This window comes from Mesorhizobium sp. B2-5-7 (genome assembly GCF_006440875.1).
GTDB classification, from domain to species: Bacteria; Pseudomonadota; Alphaproteobacteria; order Rhizobiales; family Rhizobiaceae; genus Mesorhizobium; species Mesorhizobium australicum.
On sequence record NZ_VFUO01000003.1, the window covers coordinates 605,358 to 629,960 of the forward strand.

Sequence of the window (24,603 nt, forward strand, 5' to 3'; positions counted from 1 at the left end):
CTGAAAAAAGCAAAGGAACCGTATCCAGCCATAAGAGCCTGCCGCCTTCGGCACGACATTGCCGCTGGGGCTGACGCCGCCGTCTTCGCCGCTCGATGGCCGACTACGCGGACCGGCGACATCCAGTCGGCGCTCCAAACCCTTTCAACGTGGCATCGCCCTACCTTGACGGGCCTTCAACTCCAGCCTGCGCTTGTGCAGCACAGGCTCGGTGTAGCCGTTGGGCTGGCTTGTTCCCTTGAACACCAGGTCGCAGGCGGCCTGGAAGGCGATGGAAGCGTCGAAGTCGGCGGCCATCGGCCGGTAGAGCGGGTCGCCGACATTTTGCAGATCGACAATTGCCGCCATGCGCCGCAAGGAATCCATTACCTGGATTTCCGAGCAGACCTTGTGGCGCAGCCAGTTGGCGATGTGCTGCGAGGAAATGCGCAGCGTGGCGCGGTCTTCCATCAGGCCGACATCGTTGATGTCGGGAACCTTGGAGCAGCCGACGCCCTGGTCGATCCAGCGCACGACATAGCCCAGAATGCCTTGGGCATTGTTGTCGAGTTCGCGCTGGATCTCGTCGGGCGTCCAGTTCGGCCGCACGGCCACCGGCACGGACAATATGTCGTCGAGCTTGGCCTTGGGCCGGCTCTTCAGCGCCGCCTGGACCGCATGGACATCGACCTTGTGATAGTGCGTGGCGTGCAGCGTCGCCGCCGTTGGCGATGGCACCCAGGCGGTGTTGGCGCCGGCCTTGGGGTGGGCGATCTTCTCGGCCAGCATCGCGGCCATCAAGTCGGGCATCGCCCACATGCCCTTGCCGATCTGGGCGTGGCCGGCGAGCCCGCATTCCAAGCCCGTGTCGACGTTCCAGGCCTCATAGGCGGAAATCCAGGCGGCCTGCTTCATGTCACCCTTGCGGATCATCGGGCCGGCTTCCATCGAGGTGTGGATCTCGTCGCCGGTGCGGTCGAGGAAGCCGGTGTTGATGAACACCACGCGCTCCCTCGCGGCGCGGATCGCCTCCTTGAGGTTGATTGTGGTGCGCCGCTCCTCGTCCATGATGCCCATCTTGATGGTGTTCCGGGCCATGCCGAGCAGGGCTTCGACACGGTCGAACATCTCGACGGCGAAGGCAACTTCCTCCGGGCCATGCATCTTGGGTTTCACGACATACATCGAGCCGGCGCGGGAGTTCATCCGCCGTCCCTTCGGCCCGACATCGTGCAGCGCGATCAGGGCCGTCATCGCCGCGTCCATGATGCCTTCCGGCACCTCGTTGCCGTCGCGGTCCAGGATTGCCGGATTGGTCATCAGGTGGCCGACATTGCGCACCAGCATCAACGAGCGGCCAGGCACTGTCACCGTGCCGCCGGCAGGGGCGATGTAGGCGCGGTCGGGGTTGAGCATGCGGACGAAACTCTTGCCGCCCTTGCTGATTTCTTCGGCGAGGTCGCCCTTCATCAGGCCGAGCCAATTGCGGTAGACCACGACCTTGTCCTCGGCATCCACGGCCGCGACCGAATCCTCGCAGTCCTGGATGGTGGTCAGCGCCGATTCCAGGATGACGTCGGCAATGCCAGCCGGATCGGTGCGGCCGATCTGGTTGTCGCGGTCGATGACGATCTCGACATGCAGCCCGTTTTTCACCAGGAGCACGGCTTGCGGATTGGCGGCGTCGCCGCGATAGCCGACGAATTGCCTGGGATCGGCCAGCGTCGTCGAGCCGGCGCCGGCGCTGAGCTTCAGGGCGCCGTTGGCGATCGAGAGGCCGTTGACCCCTGCCCATTTCCCGGAGGTGAGCGGCACCGACTGGTCGAGAAAGTCCTTGGCCCAGGCGATGACCTTGGCGCCGCGTGCCGGGTTGAAGCCCTTGCCCTTCTCAGCGCCACCCGTTTCGGGGATGGCGTCCGTGCCATAGAGCGCGTCATAGAGCGAGCCCCAGCGTGCATTGGCGGCGTTGAGCGCATAGCGCGCATTCATCACCGGCACCACCAGCTGCGGTCCGGCCACGACCGCGATTTCCGGGTCGACATTGTCGGTCGAGACGCTGAAGGCCGGCCCTTCCGGCACGAGATAACCGATCTCCTTCAGGACCGCCTTGTAAGCGTTCATGTCGATGGGCGCGCCATTGTCGCGATACCAGCCATCGAGCTTTTCCTGCATGGCATCGCGTTTTGCCAGCAGCGCCCGGTTCCTGGGCGCCAGATCATGGACGATGACCGAGAACCCGTCCCAGAAACGCGCCGCTTCGATGTCGAGGCCGGGCAAAGCTTGGTCGACGACGAAGTCATGCAGCTCGCGGGCAATGCGCAATCCGGCGATCTCGATGCGATCGGTCATCAGGCTACTCCAGATGAAAGGCTTTGCGGGCGTTTGGCATGTCAGGGGTGCAGGGTCAATTCAGCTTAGGGTGTAGGTGGGGCATTTTGGGCGGTTGGCCAATCTCCCCGAGGAGGGCGGAGATGGCTCTTCTTCCTCAAACCGCGATCCTCGGCCTGCCCGAGGCCACCGCCACGATATGCGCTTCGATGAACATGCGCTGCGCTTCGACAGTCGAGACCCGGAACTCCGTCGCCACATCGATCTCGGCGCTGTCGGTGCCGGCATCAAGAGCCCGCTGGGCGACAATGGCGCGCACATCGGCCTCGGCGGCCGCGATCGCCGCAGCCTCGTCGAGGAAATCGCGCACCATCTCACCCGAGGCAAGCCGGAACAGGCCTTCCTTGGGCTGGCTGACGCGGGCCTCCGCCGAAACCCTGACCTGGCCGACGACGGCGCCGAGCGCGTTGGCGACGTCGGTATCCCGGGGCACGACGCAGTCATTGCCGACCAAGGGCGCCAGGCCGGCATAGTGCAGCGGCGCCGAAGCGCCGAGCCCGATGACCGGCCGGTCGAGCGCGACGCTGAGGCGGGCGATGCCGGGGTGAGCGTCGACGGCGCGCTGCACCAGCGCGTGCGCCACCGTCGCCGCGCCGTCGAGCCCGTCCTCGGCAAAAGCGGTTTCCAGGATGTATTCGGCCGACCAGCGCGTCAGGGTCAAGAGCACCCGTTCAGAGATCACTTCCGGCGAGGCCGCGATGGCCTGGCCACGGCCATCGCGCCTGCGGGCGAACAGTTCGGCGCCAAGGCGGGCGGCGGCGGCATCCCAGTTCGCCTGTTTGCCAAGCACGTGCGCGGCGTCCGACGGGGTGAAGCCCGAGATGTGCACCAGCCCGCGCGAGACCAGCCGGTTCAGCGTGGCATTCTGGGCATTCGAGGTCAGCAGCCTGTCGAGGGCAAGCGGCGTCGCGCCGATCGCTTCGTAGAGCTTTGCCTCGGGGGCGGTCAGCCCCGCGGCGAGCCTGTCAGGCACGCCGGTGCGGACCGCGAAGCGGCCATCCATGCGGCCTGTGTTGGGCGCACGCAACTGGCGTTCGAGTTCCGCCGTCACCGCCTCGCCATGCGCCATGCCGGACAGCGCCAGCGGCACCAGGCGGCGCGGCCCGAGCAGGATTTTCGGATTGAGCGCGCCATCCTCCAGCATCACTTCGGAATCGCCGCCGAGGCCGAAAGTGCGCATCGCGACCGCCTCGACCATGGTGCGGAAACCGCCGACGGTGGCGCCTTCCGGATCGAGCCGCGGCCGGCCGCCGTCGAGCACGGCAACGTCGGTGGTGGTGCCGCCAATGTCGGAGACCACCGCGTTGTCGAGCCCGGTCATGTGGCGGGCGCCGACCAGGCTGGCGGCGGGGCCGGAGAGGATCGTCTCGATCGGCCGCTGGCGGGCAAACGCCGCCGAAACCAGCGCGCCATCGCCGCGCACAACCATCAACGGAGCGGCGATGTTGCGGGCCTGAAGGAACCCCTCGGTCGCCGCCACCAGCCGGTCGATCATCGAGATCAGCCTGGCATTGAGCAGCGTGGTGAGCGCCCGGCGCGGACCGCCGAGCTTGGCCGACAGCTCATGGCTCGCCGTAACCGGGAGGCCGGTCCTGTCGCGGATCAGCTCGCGGGCGGCGATTTCGTGCGCCGGATTGCGGGTGGCGAAATAGGCACAGACGGCAAAGCCGGACACCGACACGCCGAGTTCCGGCAGCATCGCCTCCAGCCCGGACAGGTCGAGCTTGCCGGCATTGCCATGCACATCATGGCCGCCCGCACAAAACACCACCGGGTCGGTGCCGAGCGCGGTCTTCAGCCCGTCGCGGGCAAGATCGGCCTCGGAAAAGCCGATCATGACCAGAGCCACGCGACCGCCCTGGCCCTCGACCAGCGCATTGGTGGCGAGCGTCGTCGACATCGAGACCAGTTTGATATCGGCCGGATTGGTGCCCGCCTTTTCCAGCACCGCATCGACGGCGCCCGAAATGCCGACGGCCAGATCATGCCGCGTGGTCAGCGCCTTGGCCTTGGCCAGCACCTTGCCCTTGTTCGGCCCCTCCCGCGGACCTTCGGTCTCGGACCACAACACGGCATCGGTGTAGGTGCCGCCGGTGTCGATGCCGAGGAATAGCGGGGCGGGCTTGGTCTTGGCGGTCATTTTGGGCGAAAGTCCGGGCAGATTGTTGGGTTGCCTGCCCTTAGCCGATACCGGCTTGCGGATAAAGCCGGGAGAGATGGGCCACAAGCGATCTCCCCCTCGAGGGGGAGATTGGCTACCTACGCCACAAACCCAACCTTCTTGTGCGACCCATCGCAGAACGGCTTGTTGGCCGAGTGGCCGCAGCGGCACAGGAAGACCTTCGTGGTGCGGTCGATCGTGTGGCCGGTGCCGGTGACGATCTCGACATTGCCTTCGAGCTTGAGCGGGCCGTTCGTGGTCGGCGTCGCCTGCAGCGGTCCGTCGCGGACCTCCAGCGCCGGCGTGTCCTTCAGCGCCGGTTCTCCGGTGGCGGCAAAGCCCGCCTTGATATGGCTGTTGTCGCAGAACGGCTTGTTCTCGGAGGCGCCGCAGCGGCAAAGCGTGGCGCGGAAAAACGTCTCGGCGCCAAGCACGATCTCGGCATGCACCGCCAGCGGGCCGTTTTCGCGCAGCCGCACGGTGTTGACCACGGGCGGCTTTTCCCGCGGGCCGCCATCCTTGCGCGCATAGGTGATGGCGCCCGAGGGGCAGTTCTCGGCCAGTGCGACGATCTTCTCGACGCTGGCCGCCTCGGGATGGATCCACTGGCCCGGCGCGTTGGGCACGAAGACATGCGGGTCGCCGAGCACGCAATTGCGCGAATGGATGCAGCGCTTGCCGGAAAACCCGATGTCGATTTTTTTGCCCTCGACCGTGCCGGCCATCGCGGTGCTCCTGTTGCCTGGAGTACGCCGCTCCTGAATGCACAGGCGCGGCGTACCCTTGGGTATGGTCTTGTTTCGATACATGTCGTCGCGCCAAAACCGGAAGCCGGTTTTGGGCGGCATGCATGGCCAAGCTATGGCTCGAACAGGAAAACCGTCAAGCCGGCAACCGGTCAGGGGACCAGATCGATCTCCTCGGTTTCGCCGCCGCTGCAGGTGTAGCAGCAATCCTCGCATTTTTCCTTGTTGCCGGGGCCGACGCCCCAATAGGTGCCCTCATCGCCATCGACCCAGGCGCCGTAGCAGATCGATTCGCCTTCGTTGCAGGAAATCGGCAGCTGCTTGGTCTCGCCGTCGTCGAGATAAAAATCCTTGCCACTGCCAGGCCAGACATAGTCGCGGTCCTGGCTATAGAGTTCCAGACGCATGGCGTTGGGATGGCTGTTCTTGACAGCGAAGGTGACGTCGCCGGCCTGGGCGGCCGATGCAGACAGGACGGCAAGCGAAAACGCGGCGGCGAGCCGGCGCGCGAATGTGAACGACATGGAAAACCCCCGATGTAGAATCGGCCCCCACGGCCGATAGGGGATCATGGCACGACACGGCCCGCCGCTAAAGGGATGATGCCGGCGATTGTTTCCAGATCGTCGCGGCATTTCGCCTTAGCGCTGCCAGAATGGCAGCTTGGCGATCTCAGCCTTGGCCTGCAATTGCGTCAGGCCAATATCGTCGATCAGATGCGGACTGACCTCGGACATTCGTTTGAGGTCCCAGCGAAAGCGTGTCCGCTCGCGCCAGCTTGCCAATAGGCTTCGCAGGGAGCGCGGATGCGACGATCGTTGGACGGGCACACCCGGCCGCACTGCCCGATGCTGGACCGATGCGATTGTATTGTTCATGGCAACCTCCATTGGGTTTGGCGGCCCACACCGTTGGGAACCGTGGACCTCACCCGGAAAGAGATTGAATTCTGCAGGATACGAGCGGCGCCGTAATTAAGCCCTCCCAAATAGTTCTCAAAAGTTCCAAACTTGCGCTAACTGTTTGTTTTGACGCCACTCTCGGGAGGGCTAGCCCCGCGTTTCCTGGCGAAACCGCTTCGCACTTTTCCCGGAATTGTCTATAGATGCGCCAATGCAGGGAGAGCGCTTCGCCTTTGGTCCGTTCGTGCTTGATCCGGGTGCGGGAACGCTGCTTCGGAACGACGATCCCGTTGCCGTTGGCTATCGCGGGCTGAAGCTGCTTGCGGCGCTCGTCGCAAAACCCGGCGAAATCCTGGGAAAAGCCGAACTGATGGACGCGGCGTGGCCGGGCACGGCCGTCGAGGAAGGCAACCTCACCGTCCAGATCGCGCAGCTGCGCAAGCTGCTCGGCCCGCCCGGCATTGTGGGTGAAGGGGGCGGGGAATGGATCACGACCGTTCCGCGCGTCGGCTATCGTTTCACGGGGGCCGTCGAACAGCTCGCCGGCGCCAAGCCGAAACCCTTGCCGCTGCCGGACAAGCCTTCGATAGCGGTGCTGCCCTTCGTCAATTTCAGCAACGATGCCGGGCAGGACTCTTTCTGCGACGGCTTGACCGAAGACCTGATCACCGACCTGTCCAGGATCTCCGGCCTGTTCGTCATCGCGCGCAATTCGACTTTTGCCTACAAGGGAAAGGCAATGGACGTGCGCGAGATCGCCAGGGAACTCGGCGTTCGTTATCTGCTGGAGGGCAGCGCGCGGCGCGATGCGGGGCGGGTGCGCATCAACGCGCAGCTGGTCGACGCGGCCAGCGGCGACCATCTATGGGCGGAACGCTTCGACCGCGGCCTGGACGATATCTTTGCCGTCCAGGACGAGGTGACCGCCAAGATCGTGGAGGCGCTGCTCGGCCGGCTGCGCGCACCGCCGCCACGCAACCGGCCCGCCAATCTCGACGCCTACGACCTGTGCGTGCGGGCGCGCAAGCTGATCGATGATTCGCCGCAGACCGCACGGGAAGCGCATCTGATGCTGACGCGCGCGGTTGCGCTCGATCCCCACTACGCCGAGGCCTATCGCTGGCTTGCCATGAACCACTGGATGGGATGGGTGCATTGGGGCGAGCCTATCGACCCTAACCGCCGCATTGCCCTGGAGCTGGCGCGCAAGGCGGTCGCGATCGATCCCAACGATGCCGGGTGCCACTGGGTGCTCGGCAATTTGCTTGCCTATGAGCATGAGTTCGCCGAGTCGGAGGCCGAATTCGCCAGGGCGTTCGAACTCGACCCGAACGAGGCCGATGCGTGGGCGACATTGTCCGACATAACGACCCTGGCCGGGCGGGTCGAGGAGGCCCTGGAGCAAATCCGCAAGGCGTTCCGGCTGAACCCGTTTCCACCGAGCTGGTACTATCTGACGCTCGGCCAGGCGCAATATGCGGCGCGCGACTACGCAGGCGCCGTCGAGACGCTGCGCCGGGACGAGACCTACCGCACCAGCTCACGCCGCTTCCTGGCGGCAAGCCTTGCGCAACTTGGCCGGCTCGAGGAGGCACGCACGGAGGTGGAACTGTTCCTCGTCGGCAACCCGCATTTCACGACCCGCCATTGGGTCTGGACGGAGCCCTTCCGCGACGACGCGACGCGCGAGCACTTCCTCGATGGCTTTGGCAAGGCCGGCCTTCCCGACTGACGCGCCGGGGTGGCTCCTGCACCGAAGCGCCGCTACGGCACCAGGTCGATGGTTTCGGTCGTGTGCTCCACGCAGATGAAGCAGCAGGTATCGCAAGGCTGGTCGTTGTCTGGCCCGACGCCGGCGGAAATCTTGTCATTGCCATCGACCCAGGCGCCATAGCAGATGCGTTCGCCCTGATTGCAGGAGATCGGCACTGATTTCTGCGAGCCCGGATCGACAAGGAACACCTTGTCGTTGCCCGGCCAGACGGTCTCGCGATCGCGGCTGAACAGCTCGACCGCGACCCCCTCCTTGCGCAGGTTCTTGACGAAAAAGGCCATGTCGGCGGCCTCGGCCGAATTGGCCAGGACCAGTGCCGCCAGCGCAAGCATGCGAAACAGCGTCACCGCCGACCTCCCCGAATCACCGCGGGCAGGTTCGCACGGCGGCCCGGAACTAGGAAGACACGTGGCCCTGCGCGGTGATCTCACGTCCGAGCCTCACCACTTCACGCACCAGCAGATCGAGATCGTCGCGTCGGGTGCGATGGTTGGTGATCGCCACACGCAGCCAGTGCCCGCCATGCACGGTGGTGTCGGAGAGTGCAGCGATGCCTTGCTCCTGCAGCCGCAACATGATCTCGGTGTTGAGCGCCTTCAGCGCTTCGCCCGCCAAACCGGGCTGATAGCGGAAGCAGACGATGTTGGTGGTCGGCGCCGCCGCAAGCTCCAGCGAAGGCTCGGCCTCGATCAGCCCGGCCAGATAGGAGACCTGCGCGATGTTCTGGTCGATCAGGCGGCCGAATTTTTCGACGCCATGTTCCTTCAGTGCCATCCACACTTTCAAGGCACGAAAGCCGCGCGACGTCTGCAGACCATAATCGTGCAACCATTCGCCGGAAGCGAGGCCGCGCGGCGTCGATTCCAGATATTCCGGCGTCACCGCGAAAGCCCCGCGATGCGCGGCGGCGTCCCTGACCAGGGCACAGCCGACCTCGAAGGGCGAATGCAGCCATTTGTGGGGATCGAGCGCGACCGAATCGGCCCATTCGATGCCGGCGACGCGGTGGGCGTTTTGCGGGGCGATGGCGATCAGCGCGCCGATGCAACCATCGACGTGAAACCAGAGGTCTTCCTCCCGCGCCAGCCTGGCAAGCGCCCGCAGGTCGTCGATCGCGCCGGTGTTGACCGTACCGGCGGTGCCGATGACGCAAGCCGGCTTGAACCCGGCTGCCCGGTCCTCGGAGATCGCGGCGCGCAAGGCGTCGATGTCGATCCGCAGTCCGGCATCCGTCGGGATGCGGCGCAGCGCCCGATTGCCAAGGCCAAGTGCCTCCATGGCCTTGCGGTGGCAGGCGTGGATCTGATCCGAGCCATAGAAGCGCAGCGGCTTCTCGATGGCTGAAACGCCGTGCTCGCGCACATCGACGCCCGCCTTGACGTTGCGCGCCACCGTCAGCCCGATGATGTTGGCCATCGAGCCGCCGCTGACCAGCGTGCCGGAGGCCGAGGCCGGAAAGCCCAGCATCTCCTTGCACCAGTTCACCACCTGGCTGTCCATCAGCCCGGCGGCATGGTTGCCGCCGCCGAGGTTGGAGCCCTGGATCGCCGCCAGGAAATCGCCGAGCGCGCCGGTGAAGTTGCTGGACCCCATATACCACGACCAGAACCGTGGATGGATGTTGCCCATCGGATAGGACATCACGGTGCGGGAGACCTCGCCATAAACGGCGGCAAGTGGCGTCGGCGAGCGCGGCAAGGGCGCGCGGAACATGCCTCTCACATCCGCCGGCATTTCCCGCCAGACCGGACGGTCTCGCACGTCGCGCAGATAGTTGACGGCTTCATCGACGGCCCGGCGCGACAGGGCCTGCACTTCGGCCCAGTCAGGCGGATCAAGCGTTTCCTCGGCCACCATGCCAGCAGATTCCCGCGCGACGTCCATGGCGATCTCCCTATCAAGCCGGGAACTGGCAGCCGGGCGTCGAGCGCGAGAGCGCCAGCTCATCGGCATCCATTTCAGCCTCGACGCCGTCGAATAGCGGCGTCGACATGTAGCGCTCGCCCGTGTCGGGCAGCATGCACAGGATCACCGATCCGGCCGCCGCCTTCTCGGCGACCTGGCGCGCGACGGCGAAGGTGGCGCCGCCGGAAATGCCGGTGAAGATGCCTTCCTTCCGCGCCAGCGCCCGCGCCCATTTGATGCCCTCCGGACCGGCGATCGGCATCACCTCGTCATAGAGGCTGGCGTCGATCGCCTCCTGCAGCACGTTGGGGATGAAGTCCGGCGTCCAGCCCTGGACGGGATGCGGCTCGAAGGCCGGGTGGCTGGCGGCTGGCGCGCCATCGGCACCGCGCTGCTGCGCCTTGCCGCTGCCGATCAGTTGCGCGTTGGCCGGTTCCGAGAGCACGATGCGGGTGTCGGGCCGTTCGCGGCGCAAGACCCGCGCCACGCCGACGACCGTGCCGCCGGTGCCATAGCCGGTGACGAAGCAGTCGAGCCGCGAGCCGGCGAAATCATTGATGATTTCGCGCGCGGTCGTCGACTCGTGGATAGCGGCGTTGGCGGCGGTCTCGAACTGGCGGGCGAGGAACCAGCCATTGGCCTCGGCCAGTTCGACCGCCTTCTTGTACATGCCAAAACCTTTTTCGGCGCGTGGCGTCAGCACCACCTTGGCGCCCAGCATGCGCATCAGCTTGCGGCGCTCGACGGAAAAGCTGTCGGCCATGGTGACGACCAGCGGATAGCCTTTCTGCGCGCAGACCATGGCAAGCCCGATGCCGGTGTTGCCGCTGGTCGCCTCGACCACGGTCTGGCCGGGCTTCAGCGCGCCGCTGCGTTCGCCCTCTTCGATGATGTTGAGCGCCAGCCGATCCTTCACCGAGGCGCCCGGGTTGAAGAACTCGGCCTTGACGTAGATGGTCGCATGGGCCGGACCCAGATTGTTGACGCGTACCACCGGCGTGTCGCCGACGGTGTCCAGGATGCTGTCGAACAATCGGCCGCGCCCCGCGGTGGTTCTGATTTGTTGTTTGTTCAACATCGTCGATCTCCTCGATCGTGTTCTCACGGGCCGGTTACAAACCGGCGGCCTGGGCGGCGAGGTTTCGAGACCTTGCCGCGCTAAGACTGACGTTCCGGCGATGCGGCAATGACCGCCACTGGATGCGCCTTGTCGCTTTTGGTGATACACAAGGGGCCGACAGGCCAGCGTGGGAGCAGGCGTGGAAACGGACGTGGAATCCGCAGCATCGAGGCAGGACAGCGGCCTGCCCTGCCTGTCGGTGCGGCTGCTCGGGCCGCTGGCGATCACGCGTAACGGCGTGCCGACGGCATTGCCGGCCTCGCGCAAGCTGCGAGCGCTGCTTGCCTATCTCGTGCTGGCGCCACATCCGGTCGGGCGCGGCCGCCTGTGCGAACTTCTGTGGGACGTGCCCAACGATCCGCGAGGCGAGTTGCGCTGGTGCCTGAGCAAGCTGCGCGGCGCCCTCGACACGCCGGACCGGCGCCGTGTCCGCACGCAGGACGATACGGTCGCGCTCGATCTCGGCGCCTGCCTTGTCGATGCGTTGGAGATCAGCCATGCCGCCACGCACCGGGCCGGCACGCTGGATGCGCAGCAGTTGCGCGCGCTGGCCAAACTCTTCGCCGGCGATTTTCTCGACGGGTTGGAGCTCGAACGCAATCCGCACTTCAACAGCTGGCTAATCGGCCAGCGTCGCCGCTTCCGGTCGATCCACGCGGCGGTGCTGGAACAGCTCGTCGCCAGTCTCCCCACTGATTGCGGCGAGGGCATAGCGCATCTCGACAGATGGGTGGAACTCGCGCCTTTCGACGGTCGCGCGCATACGGCGCTGCTGGCGAGCCTCGCGCGGCGCGGCGAGATCGCCGCGGCCGAGAAGCATCTGGTGGTGGCGGCACAGTTGTTCCAGTCGGAAGACCTGGATTTCGCCCCGCTGCAATCTGCCTGGCGGGCGATCCGCGACCAGCAGTCGGCTGCCTCGCCGCGGACGCTGCCGGCCTGCCGGTCCACAGCATCGCAATCGGGGTTCCCGCTAGACCCGCCCAACCCTGGTCCGCCGGCTCCTGATCCTGTCGAGCCGAGCCACGCGTCGCTGGCGGTGATGCCGTTTGTCGAGGAAGCCGGTCCGCGCGGCGGGCTCGCCGACGGCCTCACCCACGACATCATCACCCGTCTCGCCAAGCTGCGGGATTTCTTCGTGATCGCGCGCGGATCGGTGTTCGCGCTGGCCGACAAAGGTATTGCGCCCGAGGAGGCGGGCCGCCGGCTGAAGGTCGACTATGTCGCCACGGGAACGGTGCGCAGCATGGCCGGCCGCCTGATCGTCAGCGTCGAACTCGTCGAGGTGCGCACGGCCAGGATCGTCTGGGCCGAGACCTTCGAGCGCCGTCCGGACGACATCTTCGCCGTGCTCGACGACATTGGCGACAGCATCGTGTCGTCGATCTCGGCCGAGATCGAGACGGTCGAACGCAACCGCGCCCTGCTCAAGGCTCCCAACTCGCTCAATGCCTGGGAGGCCTACCACCGTGGCCTTTGGCACATGTACCGTTTCACGCAGGCCGAGAACGAAACGGCACGGCACTTCTTTGCCAGCGCCCTGCGGCTTGATCCGACCTTCGCCCGCGCCTATGCCGGCCTGTCCTTCACCCATTGGCAGAACGCCTTCCAGCGCTGGGGCGACCGCGATCGCGAAAGCGCGCTGGCCTTCGAGAGTGCCGGGCAGAGCTTGCTGGTCGATGACCACAATCCGGCCGCGCACTGGGCGATGGGGCGGGCGCTGTGGCTGCGCGGCGAACAGGACGGCGCGCTCGGCGAACTGGAACAGGCGGTCAAACTCAGCCCCAATTTCGCGCTCGGCCATTATGCGCTGTCCTTCGTCCATTCGCAGTCGGGCGACCCGCGGGCGGCGATCGGCTCCTCCGACCATTCGCGCCATCTCAGCCCTTTCGATCCGCTGCTGTTCGGCATGCTGGGGGCGCGGGCCATGGCGCACGTCCGGCTCGGCCAGTTCGAGGAGGCGGCCGGATGGGCGCTGAAGGCAGCCGCCCGGCCGAACGCGCACGCCATCATCCTGGCGATCGCGGCACATTGCCTGGCACTGGCGGGGCGGCTCGAAGAGGCGCGCGGCTTTGCCGCCGCCATCCGCAAGACGTTGCCGGACTACCGCGCCGACGATTTCATCGCCACTTTCCGCTTCGAGCCCGATGCCGAGGCGTTGTTTCGGCAAGGCGCCAGGCGGATCGGGCTCGGCTGAATTTCGTGCTTGAACACCTGCGTTAACGAAGTCGGAAGGAGTTGCTTAACCGTTGGCGGCTATGTGACCTACGGGGGGTCGATTGCAAAGTGAGTATGATGAGCGACAGCCCTGAGAAGCGCAGCGAATGGCGCGCCATTTTTTATGTACAAGCCCGCGTCGCCATCCTGTTCGTGCCGGTGGTTGCCAGCCTGCTGCTCATCGCCGCCCTTGCCGGCAACGATCGCAAATCCGTTCCCGACGTTGACCGCACGGTCACCGGATCGGTGCGATAAATCAGGCCGAACCCGCTTTCCCCCTGCTCTTCGCAGCATTCAATAGAAGCGCGGGATCGGGCCGTTCTGCGGGGTGGTGCGGTCGCCGAGGTCCAGAAAAACCTCGTCGACGTAGCACCAGCCCCAGCCTTCCGGCGGGTCGTAACCCTCTATGACGGGATGGCTGGTGGCGTGAAAATGCTTGGTGGCGTGGCGGTTGGGGGAGTCGTCGCAGCAGCCGACATGGCCGCAGGTGCGGCAGAGCCGCAGATGCACCCACCACGAGCCGCTCTTCAGGCACTCCTCGCAGCCGAGCGCGCTCGGCGTCACGTCCTTGATCCCAGCGGCGTGCTTGCATTCATCCGCCATCACACTCTCCCGACCTATCTCTCATTCGAAGCATGATCTTTTCCGAAAACCGGTTTCCCACTTTTCGGGATCATACTTGAGGCGCGCCGGCCTGGCTGCCGTCCCGCGCAAGAAATGCATGCAGCGCCGCCACCACCTGGGCGCCCTCGCCGACAGCCGCCGCGACGCGTTTGACCGAGCCGGAGCGCACGTCGCCGATGGCGAACACGCCGCTGCGGCTGGTCTCCATCACGCCATGGGCCGATGCTATGTCCGATCCGGTGCGGATGAAACCCCTGGCATCCAGCGCCACGTCGGATTGGGCGAGCCAATCGGTGTTCGGGTCGGCGCCGATGAACAGGAAGAGATGGCGGATCGGCCGCGTCGTCGAGGCGCCGCTCGAGCGGTCGCGCCAGCGTACCGTGGCGAGATTGCCTGCCTCGCCGTCCAGCGCCTCGATTTCGGCGCCGGTCAGCACCTCGATGTTCGGCTGCGCCCTGATGCGCTCGACGAGGTAACGCGACATCGAGGCCTCGAGGCTGCCGCCACGCGCCAGCAGCGCTACTTTCCTGACCTGGCTGGCCAGGTAGACGGCCGCCTGGCCGGCCGAATTGCCGGCGCCGACCAGCGCCACTTCCTGGCCGCCGCAAAGCCGTGCTTCGATGGGCGAGGCCCAATAATGCACTGATGTGCCCTCGAACTCGGCGAGATTGGCGACATCGAGGCGGCGATAGCGCGCGCCGCTGGCGATGACCACCGAGCGCGTGCGCACCGTCTCGCCGTCGCCGACCGCGAGCTGGTAGCGCGCACCGTCGGTGGCGGCACCGAGCAGCTTCACCTCGTCGGGGATGACCATCTCGACGCCGAATTTCTGCGCCTGGTTGTAGGCGCGCGCCATCAGCGCCATGCCGGTAATGCCGGTGGGGAAGCCGAGATAGTTCTCGATGCGAGCGGAGGCGCCGGCCTGGCCGCCGAAGGCACGGCAATCGAGCACAATCGTCGACAGCCCTTCCGAGGCCGCGTAGACCGACGCCGCCAGACCGGCCGGTCCGGCGCCGACGATGGCGACGTCATAGACCTTGCTGGCGTCGACCGGCCGCAGCAGGCCGATGCAGCGGGCGAGGTCCTTCTCCGCCGGATTGAGCAGCAGCCTGCCATTCGGGCACAGCACGACCGGCAGGTGGTGGGGATCGACCTGGAAGTGCTCGAACAGCGTCTTCGCGCAAGGATCGGTTTTGGAATCGAGCACGCGGTGCGGCTGGCCGCTGCGGGCGAGAAAGCCTTGCAGGCGAAGGACGTCGCCATTGTCGGCAGGTCCGACGATGATGGGACCGATCGTGCCGCTCTCGAGCAGCCCGACGCGGCGCAGGATCAGCGCCCGCATGATGCGCTCGCCGAGATTGGCCTCCTGCACCATCAGGTCGCGCAGCCGCTGCGACGGGATGACGAACGCCTCGACCGGCTCGGCCGCCTGCGCATTGACCAGCGAGGGACGGGCCGAAAGCTGCGCCAGCTCGCCGGCGAAGCTGCCCGGGCCATGCGTGACGATCGTCTCGCGCCGGCCAAATTTGCCGTCCTGGGTGATATCGACCTTGCCCGCCAGCACCACGATCAGTCCCGGGGACACATCGCCGGCCTCGAAAATGTGCTCGCCGGCGGCATAGGCACTGGCCTCGCCGAACCGGCGCATGCGCTCGATGTCCGCCTCGGCGAGGACGGGAAAAGCCTGGTCGCGGCGGGCGCCGAAGATCGCGGTGCTGGATTGAGACATGGTCGCGAGCGTAGCGAAGGGGGCGCGCGGTTTGAAGCGGTTTGTTCGGGGACTGGCCAGGAGGGCAGGTCATCGGGCAAGAAAAAAGCCCGGACGAACCGGGCTTTTTCTCAGGGTTTCTGAACCGATCGAATGGTTCAAAACGGGAATTTGGTGCCCAGAAGAGGACTCGAACCTCCACTCCTTGCGGAACACGGACCTGAACCGTGCGCGTCTACCAATTCCGCCATCTGGGCTGGTGCGGGCTCAATAAGCGGGCAAGCGATTGCTGTCAACGCGCTTTTTTAAACCCGCTGCTCGCTTGCCGGCTTAGCCTTCCAGCACTTCCTTCGAAGCCACGGTCGAATCGGCGTTGAGCTGGTAGATCACCGGCACGCCGGTGCCGAGTTCCAGCTTGACGATCTCCTCGCCCGACTTGCCGTCCAGCGCCATGATCAGCGCGCGCAGCGAATTGCCGTGGGCGGCGACCAGCACCGTGCCGCCGCGCAGCACATGCGGTTGCAGATCGTGCAGGTAATAGGGCCAGACGCGGGCGCCGGTGTCCTTCAGGCTTTCGCCGGCGGGCGGCGGCACATCATAGGAGCGGCGCCAGACATGCACCTGCTCCTCGCCCCATTTCTGGCGCGCGTCGTCCTTGTTGAGGCCGGAGAGGTCGCCATAGTCGCGCTCGTTCAGCGCTTGGTCGCGAACGGTCTGCAAGTCGCTCTGGCCGACCGCGTCGAGAATGTGCTGGCAGGTTTTTTGCGCCCGGGTCAGCGCCGAGGTGAAGGCGATATCGAACTTCAGGCCGCGCGCCTTGAGTTTTTGGCCGGCGGCCTTGGCCTCGGCATGGCCCTGCTCCGTCAGGTCGACGTCGCGCCAGCCGGTGAACAGGTTCTTCAGGTTCCATTCGCTCTGGCCGTGGCGCACGAGCACGAGGGTTCTCGACATTTTTGCTCCTCTGGGGTCTGAGCATTCCAGGAAAAGTGTGTAGCGGTTTTCCGTCCTGCGTAAGAACGAAGATGGTTCAGGGTCGTTTCAGGCAAGCCCAAGCACGTCCCGCATCGAATACAGTCCCGGCTTCTGGCCATGCGCCCAAAGTGCGGCCTTGACGGCACCGCGGGCGAAGATGGCGCGGTCCTCGGCATGGTGCGACAGCGTGATGCGCTCGCCGGTGCCGGCCAGGATCACGCTGTGGTCGCCAACTACCGAGCCACCGCGCAGCGTGGCAAAACCGATCGAGCCGGTTTGTCGCACACCCGTATGGCCGTCGCGCGAACGCACATCATTGCCGGCCAGCGCGATGCCGCGCCCGGCGGCGGCCGCTTCGCCGAGCAGAAGCGCCGTGCCCGAAGGCGCGTCGACCTTGTGCCTGTGGTGCATTTCGAGGATCTCGATGTCGAAATCGTCGGCGTCGAGCGCGCGTGCCGCCTGTTCGACCAGCACCGCCAGCAGATTGACGCCGAGGCTCATATTGCCCGACTTGACGATGGTCGCGTGGCGGGCGGCGGCAGCGATTTTCGCGTTGTCGTCGGCCGAACAGCCTGTCGTGCCGATGACATGGACGATGCGCGCCTGCGCCGCGTAACCGGCGAACTCGACCGTCGAGGCCGGGGTGGTGAAATCGAGCACGCCGTCGGCCCTGGCGAAGACCGGCAACGGATCGCTGCCGATCGCCACGTCGATGCGGCCGACGCCGGCGAGTTCCCCCGCATCCTTGCCCAGGTGAGGCGAATCCGGGCGCTCGACCGCGCCGATGACGCGGGCGCCCGGAATGGCGTGGATGGCGCGGATCAGCGTCTGGCCCATGCGGCCGGCCGCGCCGGCCACCACAAGGCCCATATCGCCGGCCGGCTCGCCTGATGTGGTCTCGCTCATGGCGTGCTCCCGGCGATGTCCTGGGTCTCTAGTTCCTGAACCGAACTCTCGGCCGGGGCGCTGTCGTCGACAAGCCCCAGGCCCTTGACGCCCTGTATCCGGTGGAAACGGGCATAGACGCTGTGCGGGTCGGCCATCAGCGAGGCATGCGTGCCCTCTTCGACCAGATGGCCCTGTTCCAGCACGATGATGTGGTCGGCATTGACCACGGTGGACAGGCGGTGCGCAATGACGATGGTGGTGCGCCCTTCCATGACCTTGGTGAGCGCCTGCTGGACGCGCGCTTCGGCCTCGTTGTCGAGCGCCGATGTCGCCTCGTCGAGCAGCAGGATCGGCGCCTGGCGCACAATGGCGCGGGCAATCGACACGCGCTGGCGCTGGCCGCCGGAAAGCGTGGCGCCATTCTCGCCGACCGGCGTGTCATACCCTTGCGGCTGCTGGCGGATGAACTCGTCGGCCGCGGCCAGTCGCGCGGCCTGCTCGATCTCGGCATCGGTGGCCGAGGGGCGGCCATAGCGGATGTTGTCGCGGATGGTGCCCTCGAACAGATAGGGCGCCTGCGAGACATAGGCTATCGAGCCGCGCAGCGACTGTTTGGTGACCTTGGAAATGTCCTGGCCATCGATCTCGATCGTACCGCTCTCGACGTCGTAGAAGCGCTGCAGCAGCGCCACCAGTGTGGTCTTGCCGGCACCGGAGGCGCCGATGACGGCGGTCATCTTGCCGGCGGCGGCGACAAAGCTGAGGTCCTGAAGGACAGGCGTCTCTTCGACATAGCGGAAGGACACGTTGTTGAAGCGCACTTCGCCCGTGGTGAAGTTTGCCTTGGTAGCGCCAGGCGCGTCGCCCTGCTTCGGCTCGAGGTCGAGCAGTTCGTAGATCATGCGTGCATTGACCAGAGCCCGTTCCATGCCGACCTGCATGCGTGCCAAGCGGCGCGCCGGATCATAGGCCAGGATCAGCGCCGTGATGAAGGAGAAGACCGCGCCAGGCGGCTGCCCGAGAACCAGAGCCCGGTAACCGGAATAGGCGATGACGGAGGTGACGGCGAAGCCGGCCAGCATGTCGGAAATCGGCGACAGCCGTTCGGAGACGCGGGCAATCTTGTTCGAGCGCTGTTCGGCGTCGCTGGCGAGCTTGCCGATGCGGCCGGACAGTTCGTCCTCCATGGTGAAGGCCTTGACGATGGCGATGCCTTGCGTGGCTTCCTGCACGGCGCCGATCAGGCGCGAATTGATCAGCACGGATTCGCGGGTAATGCGCCGCACGCGACGGGTGAGGTAGACGACGGCCCAGATCAGCGGCGGTCCGATCAGCAGCGAACTGAGCGACAGGACCGGATCCTGGTAGACCATGACGCCGAGCAGGCCGAGCAGCGTCACCGCGTCGCGGGTGATCGAGGTCAGCGTCAAGGACAGGAGGTCGCGGATGCCGCCGACGTTTTCGTTGACCTGCGCCGCCAGCCGGCCGGAGCGTGTATCATTGAAGAAGCCGACGCCGAGCTTCATCAGGTGATCGAAAATGCGCTTCTGGTAGCGCGCCACCAGATTGTTGCCGATCTTGGCCAGCGCCACCGCCTGGCCATAGCCGGCAAAGCCACGCAGCAGGAAGGCCGCCATGAAGCCTGCGCAGATCCACACGATCGCGTCGCCACGCCGTTCGTAGAAGATCTGGTTGACCATCGGGGCCATGATCCAGGCCGTGAAGGCGGTCGTGCCCGAAACGATCAGCGAGCAGGTGATGACCATCACATAAGTCCAGCGATAGTCGTGGCTGTTCTCAGCGAGAATGCGGCGCAGCACCGCTGTGACCTCGCCGGGCCGGGCTTTCAGCTTGTTTGGAGTTTGAAGTGTCAAATCAGAGGGCTTTGTCGGTTTCGCTTCCCGTGGCCGGGCAATTCGGCACCCCTATTACCGCCAAGCAGCCGGCTTGCCTATGCCTTGGGGTGACTAACTTCGTCGCGCCAGCGCCGGCCCGATGTCTGGACGCCGAACAGCGAGGGGTTCCTGGCATAGGCGGCAAGGCCGAGAAGGGCAGCCAGCGGATGGGTGATGACATAGACCGGCATGGTGCGCATCAGCGCGCTGTGCGGCGCCTTGTCCTCGAAGGCGGCGCGGAAATTGCCCTCCTTCAGCGCCGGCACGATCTTTTGCGCGATGCCGCCGGTGAGGAACACGCCGCCCCTGCTCATGAACACCAGCGCCAGGTCGCCGGCGGTGCGGCCGAGGCAGGTGACGAAGGTCTCGAGGGCTTCCTGCGCCACCGGATCGGTCTTGGCCAACGCCGCACCGGTGACTTCGGCCGGCGTGGTGAAGGGCGACGGCTTTCCATCCGCCTTGGCCACCGCCCGGTAGACGTTGACGAGACCGCGTCCGCACAGGATCTGTTCGCCCGAAATGCGGCCCTCGAGCTTCTCGATATGCGGGAAAACCTCGAAATCGCGCGGTGTGCGCGGCCCGATGTCCATATGACCGCCTTCGCCGGGCACCGGGATCCAGTGATGCAGCGCGTGGACCAGCCCGGCGACGCCGAGCCCGGTCCCGGGGCCAAGCACGACGCGGCCGGCATTGGGCTCCGGCGCGCCGCCGCCGATCTTTTCCATGTGCTCTTCGCCAAGCGCCACGACGGCCAGCGCCTGCGCCTCGAAATCGTTGAGCACGACAATGTCGCTCAGCCCAAGATTGGCGAACATCTGCCTCGGCTTGACGACCCAGGGACAGTTGGTGAGCTCGATCTCGTCGCCGTCGACCGGGCCGGCCACGGCCAGCACCGCCGAATTGGGGCGAACCGAGGACCGATCGAGCACCGCCGCCTGGATCGCCTCGTCGATGGTGTTGTAATTGGCGGTCTGGACGATGATCGGCTCGCCGGCCCCGGAATTGGCGTCGAGCACGATCGAAAACCGCGCATTGGTGCCGCCGATATCGCCGATCAGGATCGGAAACCGCAGCAAAGTCTCGTCATCGCCCGTGCTTGGCATGCTCTCGTCCGTCCCCGGCGCCCGCGACGGCGTTTCGCCGTTCCTGCGTTGACTAGCGCATGAGTTTGAAAAGGGAAACGGTTTTCGGGCCTGGTGGCGCGCAGGGAGAGGTTCTGCGGCCAAACGGCCACTGTTCCATGAAAACGGGGGCTAAACCGATTGAGCCTGCGGGTGGCGCGCCAATCACTTCGCTGGCGGCCGTGGCCGCGGCACCGGTACGCCGACCTCGGGCGTCGCGGTGAAGGCGTTCACCGCGCTTGGCAGGCCGGCGGTGCCGCTTGCCGTGACGGCGGGCAGCGACGGCGCTTCCGGCTCAGGCACCGCCACCGCGACCGGCACGGCGTCGCCGTGATAGGTCGCGGCCTCGGCCGAGGCAGGCCCCGGCGCGTCGAGCACCGCGCGGCATTCCTTGGGCAGGTTGGCCATCGTCATCAGGTCACGTGCCTTGGGCGCATCCGGGTTCTTGTTCGGCCGCCACGGCTCCTGCGTGAACCACCAGGCCAGCGGCTTGCCGCAGCCATCATCCTCCGGCGTTGCTTCCTGCGCCTTGCAATTGGGCGAGCCCGGCTGGCAGCCGATGCGCATGTGGAAATGGTAGTCGTGGCCCCAGAACGGCCTGATCTTGCGTAGCCACGAGCGGTCACCCTTGACCGTGTCGCAGAGCTTTTTCTTGATGCCGGGATTGACCAGGATGCGCTCGACCTCCGGATAGCTCGCCGCGCGCTTCAAAAGCCGCGTGTGCGCCGGCGTCCACAGCGCGTCTTTCACAAGATGCGTCTTGTCGTCGACCATCAAGATGGCGCTCATGGTCTCGCGCTGCGCCCTGGTCATGGTGCGGTCGGGCATCGGCGTCAGCCAGATGTCGGCGTCGAGCCCGATCTGGTGCGAGGCATGACCTGATAGCATCGGGCCGCCGCGTGGCTGCGCGATGTCGCCGATCAACAGGCCCGGCCAACCGTCGGCGACGGCGTCGCGCGACAATCTCTCGATCAGCGCGATCATCGCCGGATGGCCCCAGCGGCGGTTGCGCGATGGCCGCATCACCTGCCAGGTCGGACCATCCATGGGAATGGCGACGCCGCCGGCAAAACAGCCCTTGGAATAGAAGCCGAAGGATTGCGGGGCGGTGGCCGTCGGCAGCTTCTCGGCGCCGAACAGGTCTTTCGCCCGCTCCTCGGCCGCTGCCGGCTGCGCGGCCAGGCCTGCCAGAGCCAGCGCTGCCGCCAATACCGCATTTCTGGGGCAAAGCGACCGCATCGATGATTTCATGAACCGCACCCCCGTGCCTGCAATCGCCGAATCATACCACGCCAAGCGCCACGCTTCGATCATCCTATCCCTTCACGCCCCTCATCGGGCTGCGCGGCGCACCGTCACGCCAGTCGCCGCTTGCCCACATATGGTCGAAAGCGGCGCGATAGTCGGGAAAGCGAAACCGATAGCCCGCCGCCTTGATCGCCGCATTGGCGACCCGCTTGTTCTCGCCATAGAAGGATCGCGCCATGGGCGAAAGTTGGGCGCTGTCGAAGGGAATTTCGGGCGGCGGCTCAACGCTCATCAGATGTGCGGCGTAGGCGACGACATCCTGCGGCGGCGCCGGCTCATCGTCGGTGACGTTGAAGATGCCGCCTCTATTGCCGCTGATCAGAAGCCACAGCGCGCCTGATATGTCGTCGCAATGGATGCGGTTGAACACCTGGTCCGGCTTGACCAGCCGCCTGGCAGTGCCGTTCTCCAGATTGACCAGCGCGTTGCGGCCGGGGCCGTAGATGCCGGATAGCCGCAGGATCGCCACTGGGCGCCCGATGTCCTCGCCAAGCCTCAACCACGCCCGCTCGGCCTCGACCCGCATCACCGAGCGCTTCGACACCGGCCGGCAGGCGGCCGTCTCGTCGACCCAGGCGCCGCCATGATCGCCATAGACGCCGACGGTCGAGAGATAGCCGATCCATTCCAGCGCCGGCATCCCTGCGATTGCCTCGCGAGCGGCATTCAACACCGGATCGCCGGCTTCTTCCGGACCGACCGAAACCACCAGATGCGTGGTTTTCTCCAGCGCATCGCCGATTTCGTTCGTCAACTTGCCGTCGAACAGCAGCGGGACGATGCCGGCCTTGCGCAGCGCTTCGAATTTTTCCTCGGAGCGTGTCGTGCCAAAGATGCTGGCGGTTCCCCTATTGGCGCGGGCAAAGGCCGTTCCGGAATAGCCGGCACCGAAGATGAAGACCTGTTTTCCGCTCATGCATGCGCCCTGCTTGGCCGCGCCAGGCGCCATTCCTCGCGCACCGCCGCGTCGTCCTCACTGTTCAAGCCGTTCGCGGCCCGTTCGGCATATTCGGTTTCCGGCACCAGCCGCGCCAGCGCCCATATTGCCGCGCCCCGCACCAGCGGCGAGGCATCGCCGAGCAGGCCCCGGACGACGCCGACGAGCGCGCCGTCGCAGGAATTGCCGGCGGCGATCAGCACGTTGCGGACGAAACGGTCGCGGCCGATGCGTTTGATCGGCGAACCGGAGAAGAAGGCGCGGAAGCCGGCATCGTCGAGGGCCAAGAGATCGGCGAGCGGCGGCTCGCGCAGATCGTCGCGCGCGGCGAGCTTGGCCTCGGATGCGGCGCGGGCGAATTTGTTCCAAGGACAAGCGGCGAGGCAGTCGTCGCAGCCATAGATGCGGTTGCCGATCTTTTCCCGAAATTCATGCGGGATCGGCCCCTTGTTCTCGATCGTGAGATAGGAGATGCAGCGCCGCGCATCGAGCCTGTAGGGCGCGGGGAACGCGTCGGTCGGGCAGGCGTCGAGGCAGGCGCGGCAGGAGCCGCAATGGTCGATCTCGGGCTTGTCCGGTTCCAGTTCGGCCGTGGTGAAGATGGTGCCGAGGAACAGCCAGGAGCCGTGCTCGCGGCTGACTAGGTTGGTGTGCTTGCCTTGCCAGCCCAGCCCCGCTGCTTCCGCCAGCGGCTTTTCCATCACGGGCGCCGTGTCGACGAAGACCTTCACGTCGCCGCCGGCGCGCGCGACGATCTTGCCGGCGATCTCCTTCAGCCGGCCCTTCATGACCTCGTGATAATCGCGGTTTTTCGCGTAGACCGAGATCGCGCCGCGATCGCGCCTGGCCAGCACGTCGCGCGGATCATGGTCCGGCCCGTAATTCATCGCCAGCACGATGATCGAGCGCACGTCGGGCCACAGCGTGGATGGCTCGCCGCGGCGCGCAATCGTCTCGGCAATCCAGTCCATCGAGCCGTGAAAGCCGTCGGCGATGAATTCGGCCAGGCGGGCCGGCGCCAGCGGGATGGCATCCGGGGTGGTGACGGCGACCGCGTCGAAGCCGGCGCGCCGCGCCTCCGCGTCGATCAGCGCGCGCAGTTTCGACGCGTCAGAAGTCGAGATCCGCATAGTGCGATACCGGCGACAGGCCGCGCACGCGGTCGGTCAGGAGCGGCCGGAAGGAGGGCCGCGACTTCACCCGCGTGTACCATTCGCGCGCGGCGGGGTGTTCGCGCCAGTCGATCTCGCCGAGATAATCGAGCACCGACAGCGTCGCGGCGGCCGCCAGATCGGCATAGGTGACCCTGCCGCCGGCCAGCCAATGACGGGTGCCCGCCAGCCAGTTAGTGTATTTCATGTGCTGGCGGATGTTGGCGCGCGCGGCGCGGATGGCGCCTGAATCGGGCGAGCCGCCGCCCGCCGTTTCCGGCATCACCGGCTTCAGCACGCGTTCGCGCACCAGATGGCGCGTCACTTCGCTTTCGGCCTTGTTGAGATACCAGTCGATCAGCCGGCGGATTTCGGCGCGCTGCATCGGGTCCTCGGCGAACAGCCGCTTGTCGCGCTTGAGCACGCCCCGCGTCTCGTCGAGATATTCGGAAATCACCGTCGCGCCGATGATCGGCACGTCGCCTTCGGCCAGCAGGATCGGCAGTGTACCGGCCGGGTTCAGCGCCAGGAACTCCTTGCGCCGCGTCCACGGCTTTTCCTCGATCAGCGCCAGCTCCTCGCCATACTCGCCAAAGGCGAGGCGGACGAAGCGGCAGGTAGCGAACATGGGATGGTGGAAAAGCGTCAGCATGGTTCCGCGATGATAAAGCGCACTGGTGTCGTTCAGAATTCGGAATTCGCGCGTCGCGCTCGTTCCAGGTATGGCGAATTCCGGATTGCCACACTGGCGAATCGCAGGGCGCACCGGTAAGTCTTGGCCGCCCGGCTAGCGGGCCGTCAGGGGTGTTG

The 24,603-nt window shown here is 66.1% G+C and carries 21 protein-coding genes and 1 tRNA gene; 3 read left to right on the top strand and 19 right to left on the bottom strand.

The genetic code is table 11. The annotated features are described in order from the left end of the window. Positions 1 to 144: 144 nt before the first annotated feature. The 5 genes from FJ543_RS16820 to FJ543_RS16840 all read right to left on the bottom strand — a co-directional run bounded on the left by FJ543_RS16820 (position 145) and on the right by FJ543_RS16840 (position 6,152). Positions 145 to 2,328: a malate synthase G gene (locus FJ543_RS16820; protein ID WP_140876021.1), complete on the bottom strand. Its 2,184-nt coding sequence runs from the start codon at positions 2,326 to 2,328 to the stop codon at positions 145 to 147. Positions 2,329 to 2,464: 136 nt separating this feature from the next. Continuing rightward, positions 2,465 to 4,507, bottom strand: a complete 2,043-nt coding sequence (locus tag FJ543_RS16825) for a hydantoinase/oxoprolinase family protein (RefSeq protein WP_140876023.1) — start codon at positions 4,505 to 4,507, stop codon at positions 2,465 to 2,467. A gap of 119 nt (positions 4,508 to 4,626) precedes the next feature. After that, entirely contained in the window at positions 4,627 to 5,253 is a 627-nt protein-coding gene (locus tag FJ543_RS16830; RefSeq protein WP_140876202.1) for a CDGSH iron-sulfur domain-containing protein, read from the bottom strand. 173 nt (positions 5,254 to 5,426) lie between these two features. Further along, positions 5,427 to 5,798, bottom strand: a complete 372-nt coding sequence (locus FJ543_RS16835) for a hypothetical protein (RefSeq protein WP_140824613.1) — start codon at positions 5,796 to 5,798, stop codon at positions 5,427 to 5,429. A gap of 117 nt (positions 5,799 to 5,915) precedes the next feature. Beyond that, positions 5,916 to 6,152, bottom strand: a complete 237-nt coding sequence (locus FJ543_RS16840) for a DUF1127 domain-containing protein (protein WP_140824612.1) — start codon at positions 6,150 to 6,152, stop codon at positions 5,916 to 5,918. Between the two features lie 235 nt (positions 6,153 to 6,387). Between FJ543_RS16840 and FJ543_RS16845 the strand changes: the two genes are divergently transcribed. After that, complete coding sequence (locus tag FJ543_RS16845; protein ID WP_140876025.1) at positions 6,388 to 7,908, top strand: winged helix-turn-helix domain-containing tetratricopeptide repeat protein; 1,521 nt, start codon at positions 6,388 to 6,390, stop codon at positions 7,906 to 7,908. 32 nt (positions 7,909 to 7,940) lie between these two features. Here the strand turns inward: FJ543_RS16845 and FJ543_RS16850 are convergent, their stop codons facing one another. From FJ543_RS16850 to FJ543_RS16860, 3 genes are read right to left on the bottom strand one after another with little or no spacing between them, the layout of a single operon-like run. Next, entirely contained in the window at positions 7,941 to 8,297 is a 357-nt protein-coding gene (locus FJ543_RS16850) for a hypothetical protein (RefSeq protein ID WP_015314700.1), read from the bottom strand. Positions 8,298 to 8,346: 49 nt separating this feature from the next. After that, positions 8,347 to 9,834: an aspartate aminotransferase family protein gene (locus FJ543_RS16855; protein ID WP_140876027.1), complete on the bottom strand. Its 1,488-nt coding sequence runs from the start codon at positions 9,832 to 9,834 to the stop codon at positions 8,347 to 8,349. Between the two features lie 13 nt (positions 9,835 to 9,847). After that, positions 9,848 to 10,933, bottom strand: a complete 1,086-nt coding sequence (locus FJ543_RS16860) for a pyridoxal-phosphate dependent enzyme (RefSeq protein WP_015314702.1) — start codon at positions 10,931 to 10,933, stop codon at positions 9,848 to 9,850. 193 nt (positions 10,934 to 11,126) lie between these two features. Here FJ543_RS16860 and FJ543_RS16865 point away from each other — a divergent pair, with 193 nt between their 5' ends. Continuing rightward, positions 11,127 to 13,169 carry a BTAD domain-containing putative transcriptional regulator gene (locus FJ543_RS16865; RefSeq protein WP_041163614.1) on the top strand — a complete coding sequence of 681 codons (2,043 nt, stop codon included), beginning with the start codon at positions 11,127 to 11,129 and terminating at the stop codon, positions 13,167 to 13,169. 98 nt (positions 13,170 to 13,267) lie between these two features. Next, a complete protein-coding gene (locus FJ543_RS16870) occupies positions 13,268 to 13,444 on the top strand; it encodes a hypothetical protein (RefSeq protein ID WP_015314704.1) in 177 nt (58 codons plus the stop codon). 39 nt (positions 13,445 to 13,483) lie between these two features. Here FJ543_RS16870 and FJ543_RS16875 read toward each other — a convergent pair whose 3' ends face one another. The 11 genes from FJ543_RS16875 to FJ543_RS16925 all read right to left on the bottom strand — a co-directional run bounded on the left by FJ543_RS16875 (position 13,484) and on the right by FJ543_RS16925 (position 24,445). After that, positions 13,484 to 13,792 carry a UBP-type zinc finger domain-containing protein gene (locus FJ543_RS16875; RefSeq protein ID WP_015314705.1) on the bottom strand — a complete coding sequence of 103 codons (309 nt, stop codon included), beginning with the start codon at positions 13,790 to 13,792 and terminating at the stop codon, positions 13,484 to 13,486. A gap of 70 nt (positions 13,793 to 13,862) precedes the next feature. Beyond that, on the bottom strand, positions 13,863 to 15,542 hold the full coding sequence (locus FJ543_RS16880; protein ID WP_015314706.1) for an FAD-dependent oxidoreductase: 1,680 nt from the start codon (positions 15,540 to 15,542) through the stop codon (positions 13,863 to 13,865). Positions 15,543 to 15,693: 151 nt separating this feature from the next. Then, positions 15,694 to 15,778: transfer RNA gene (locus FJ543_RS16885), tRNA-Leu, on the bottom strand. Positions 15,779 to 15,851: 73 nt separating this feature from the next. After that, positions 15,852 to 16,472 (bottom strand): 2,3-bisphosphoglycerate-dependent phosphoglycerate mutase, encoded by a 621-nt coding sequence (locus tag FJ543_RS16890; RefSeq protein WP_015314707.1) that lies wholly within the window; start codon positions 16,470 to 16,472, stop codon positions 15,852 to 15,854. Between the two features lie 87 nt (positions 16,473 to 16,559). Next, positions 16,560 to 17,399 (bottom strand): 4-hydroxy-tetrahydrodipicolinate reductase, encoded by an 840-nt coding sequence (gene dapB, locus FJ543_RS16895; RefSeq protein WP_140619833.1) that lies wholly within the window; start codon positions 17,397 to 17,399, stop codon positions 16,560 to 16,562. Beyond that, positions 17,396 to 19,255 (bottom strand): ABC transporter ATP-binding protein, encoded by a 1,860-nt coding sequence (locus FJ543_RS16900; RefSeq protein WP_140876029.1) that lies wholly within the window; start codon positions 19,253 to 19,255, stop codon positions 17,396 to 17,398. The genes dapB and FJ543_RS16900 overlap by 4 nt, the downstream gene beginning before the upstream one ends. A 77-nt stretch (positions 19,256 to 19,332) precedes the next feature. Continuing rightward, positions 19,333 to 20,379: a glucokinase gene (locus tag FJ543_RS16905; protein ID WP_140876031.1), complete on the bottom strand. Its 1,047-nt coding sequence runs from the start codon at positions 20,377 to 20,379 to the stop codon at positions 19,333 to 19,335. A gap of 183 nt (positions 20,380 to 20,562) precedes the next feature. After that, positions 20,563 to 21,648, bottom strand: a complete 1,086-nt coding sequence (mepA, locus tag FJ543_RS16910) for a penicillin-insensitive murein endopeptidase (protein ID WP_140876033.1) — start codon at positions 21,646 to 21,648, stop codon at positions 20,563 to 20,565. Positions 21,649 to 21,712: 64 nt separating this feature from the next. After that, positions 21,713 to 22,621 (bottom strand): SDR family oxidoreductase, encoded by a 909-nt coding sequence (locus FJ543_RS16915; protein WP_140876035.1) that lies wholly within the window; start codon positions 22,619 to 22,621, stop codon positions 21,713 to 21,715. Next, positions 22,618 to 23,772, bottom strand: coding sequence for a tRNA epoxyqueuosine(34) reductase QueG (queG, locus tag FJ543_RS16920; RefSeq protein ID WP_140876037.1), 1,155 nt, complete (start codon positions 23,770 to 23,772; stop codon positions 22,618 to 22,620). The genes FJ543_RS16915 and queG overlap by 4 nt, the downstream gene beginning before the upstream one ends. Continuing rightward, the gene (locus tag FJ543_RS16925; RefSeq protein ID WP_015314714.1) at positions 23,753 to 24,445 is read right to left on the bottom strand and encodes a glutathione S-transferase family protein; all 693 of its coding nucleotides are present in this window, start codon (positions 24,443 to 24,445) and stop codon (positions 23,753 to 23,755) included. Before FJ543_RS16925 ends, queG begins: the two co-directional genes overlap by 20 nt. Positions 24,446 to 24,603 lie beyond the last annotated feature (158 nt).

Excerpts from the sequence above, each read along its gene's own strand:
- FJ543_RS16835 (WP_140824613.1), bottom strand. The coding sequence starts at position 5,798 with ATGTCGTTCACATTCGCGCGCCGGCTCGCCGCCGCGTTTTCGCTTGCC.
- FJ543_RS16840 (WP_140824612.1), bottom strand. The coding sequence starts at position 6,152 with ATGAACAATACAATCGCATCGGTCCAGCATCGGGCAGTGCGGCCGGGT.
- FJ543_RS16820 (WP_140876021.1), bottom strand. The coding sequence starts at position 2,328 with ATGACCGATCGCATCGAGATCGCCGGATTGCGCATTGCCCGCGAGCTG.
- FJ543_RS16870 (WP_015314704.1), top strand. The coding sequence starts at position 13,268 with ATGAGCGACAGCCCTGAGAAGCGCAGCGAATGGCGCGCCATTTTTTAT.
- dapB (WP_140619833.1), bottom strand. The coding sequence starts at position 17,399 with ATGAGCGAGACCACATCAGGCGAGCCGGCCGGCGATATGGGCCTTGTG.
- mepA (WP_140876033.1), bottom strand. The coding sequence starts at position 21,648 with ATGAAATCATCGATGCGGTCGCTTTGCCCCAGAAATGCGGTATTGGCG.
- FJ543_RS16890 (WP_015314707.1), bottom strand. The coding sequence starts at position 16,472 with ATGTCGAGAACCCTCGTGCTCGTGCGCCACGGCCAGAGCGAATGGAAC.
- FJ543_RS16855 (WP_140876027.1), bottom strand. The coding sequence starts at position 9,834 with ATGGACGTCGCGCGGGAATCTGCTGGCATGGTGGCCGAGGAAACGCTT.
- FJ543_RS16860 (WP_015314702.1), bottom strand. The coding sequence starts at position 10,933 with ATGTTGAACAAACAACAAATCAGAACCACCGCGGGGCGCGGCCGATTG.
- queG (WP_140876037.1), bottom strand. The coding sequence starts at position 23,772 with ATGCGGATCTCGACTTCTGACGCGTCGAAACTGCGCGCGCTGATCGAC.
- FJ543_RS16905 (WP_140876031.1), bottom strand. The coding sequence starts at position 20,379 with ATGCCAAGCACGGGCGATGACGAGACTTTGCTGCGGTTTCCGATCCTG.
- FJ543_RS16915 (WP_140876035.1), bottom strand. The coding sequence starts at position 22,621 with ATGAGCGGAAAACAGGTCTTCATCTTCGGTGCCGGCTATTCCGGAACG.
- FJ543_RS16880 (WP_015314706.1), bottom strand. The coding sequence starts at position 15,542 with ATGTCTCAATCCAGCACCGCGATCTTCGGCGCCCGCCGCGACCAGGCT.
- FJ543_RS16830 (WP_140876202.1), bottom strand. The coding sequence starts at position 5,253 with ATGGCCGGCACGGTCGAGGGCAAAAAAATCGACATCGGGTTTTCCGGC.
- FJ543_RS16825 (WP_140876023.1), bottom strand. The coding sequence starts at position 4,507 with ATGACCGCCAAGACCAAGCCCGCCCCGCTATTCCTCGGCATCGACACC.
- FJ543_RS16845 (WP_140876025.1), top strand. The coding sequence starts at position 6,388 with ATGCAGGGAGAGCGCTTCGCCTTTGGTCCGTTCGTGCTTGATCCGGGT.
- FJ543_RS16925 (WP_015314714.1), bottom strand. The coding sequence starts at position 24,445 with ATGCTGACGCTTTTCCACCATCCCATGTTCGCTACCTGCCGCTTCGTC.
- FJ543_RS16875 (WP_015314705.1), bottom strand. The coding sequence starts at position 13,792 with ATGGCGGATGAATGCAAGCACGCCGCTGGGATCAAGGACGTGACGCCG.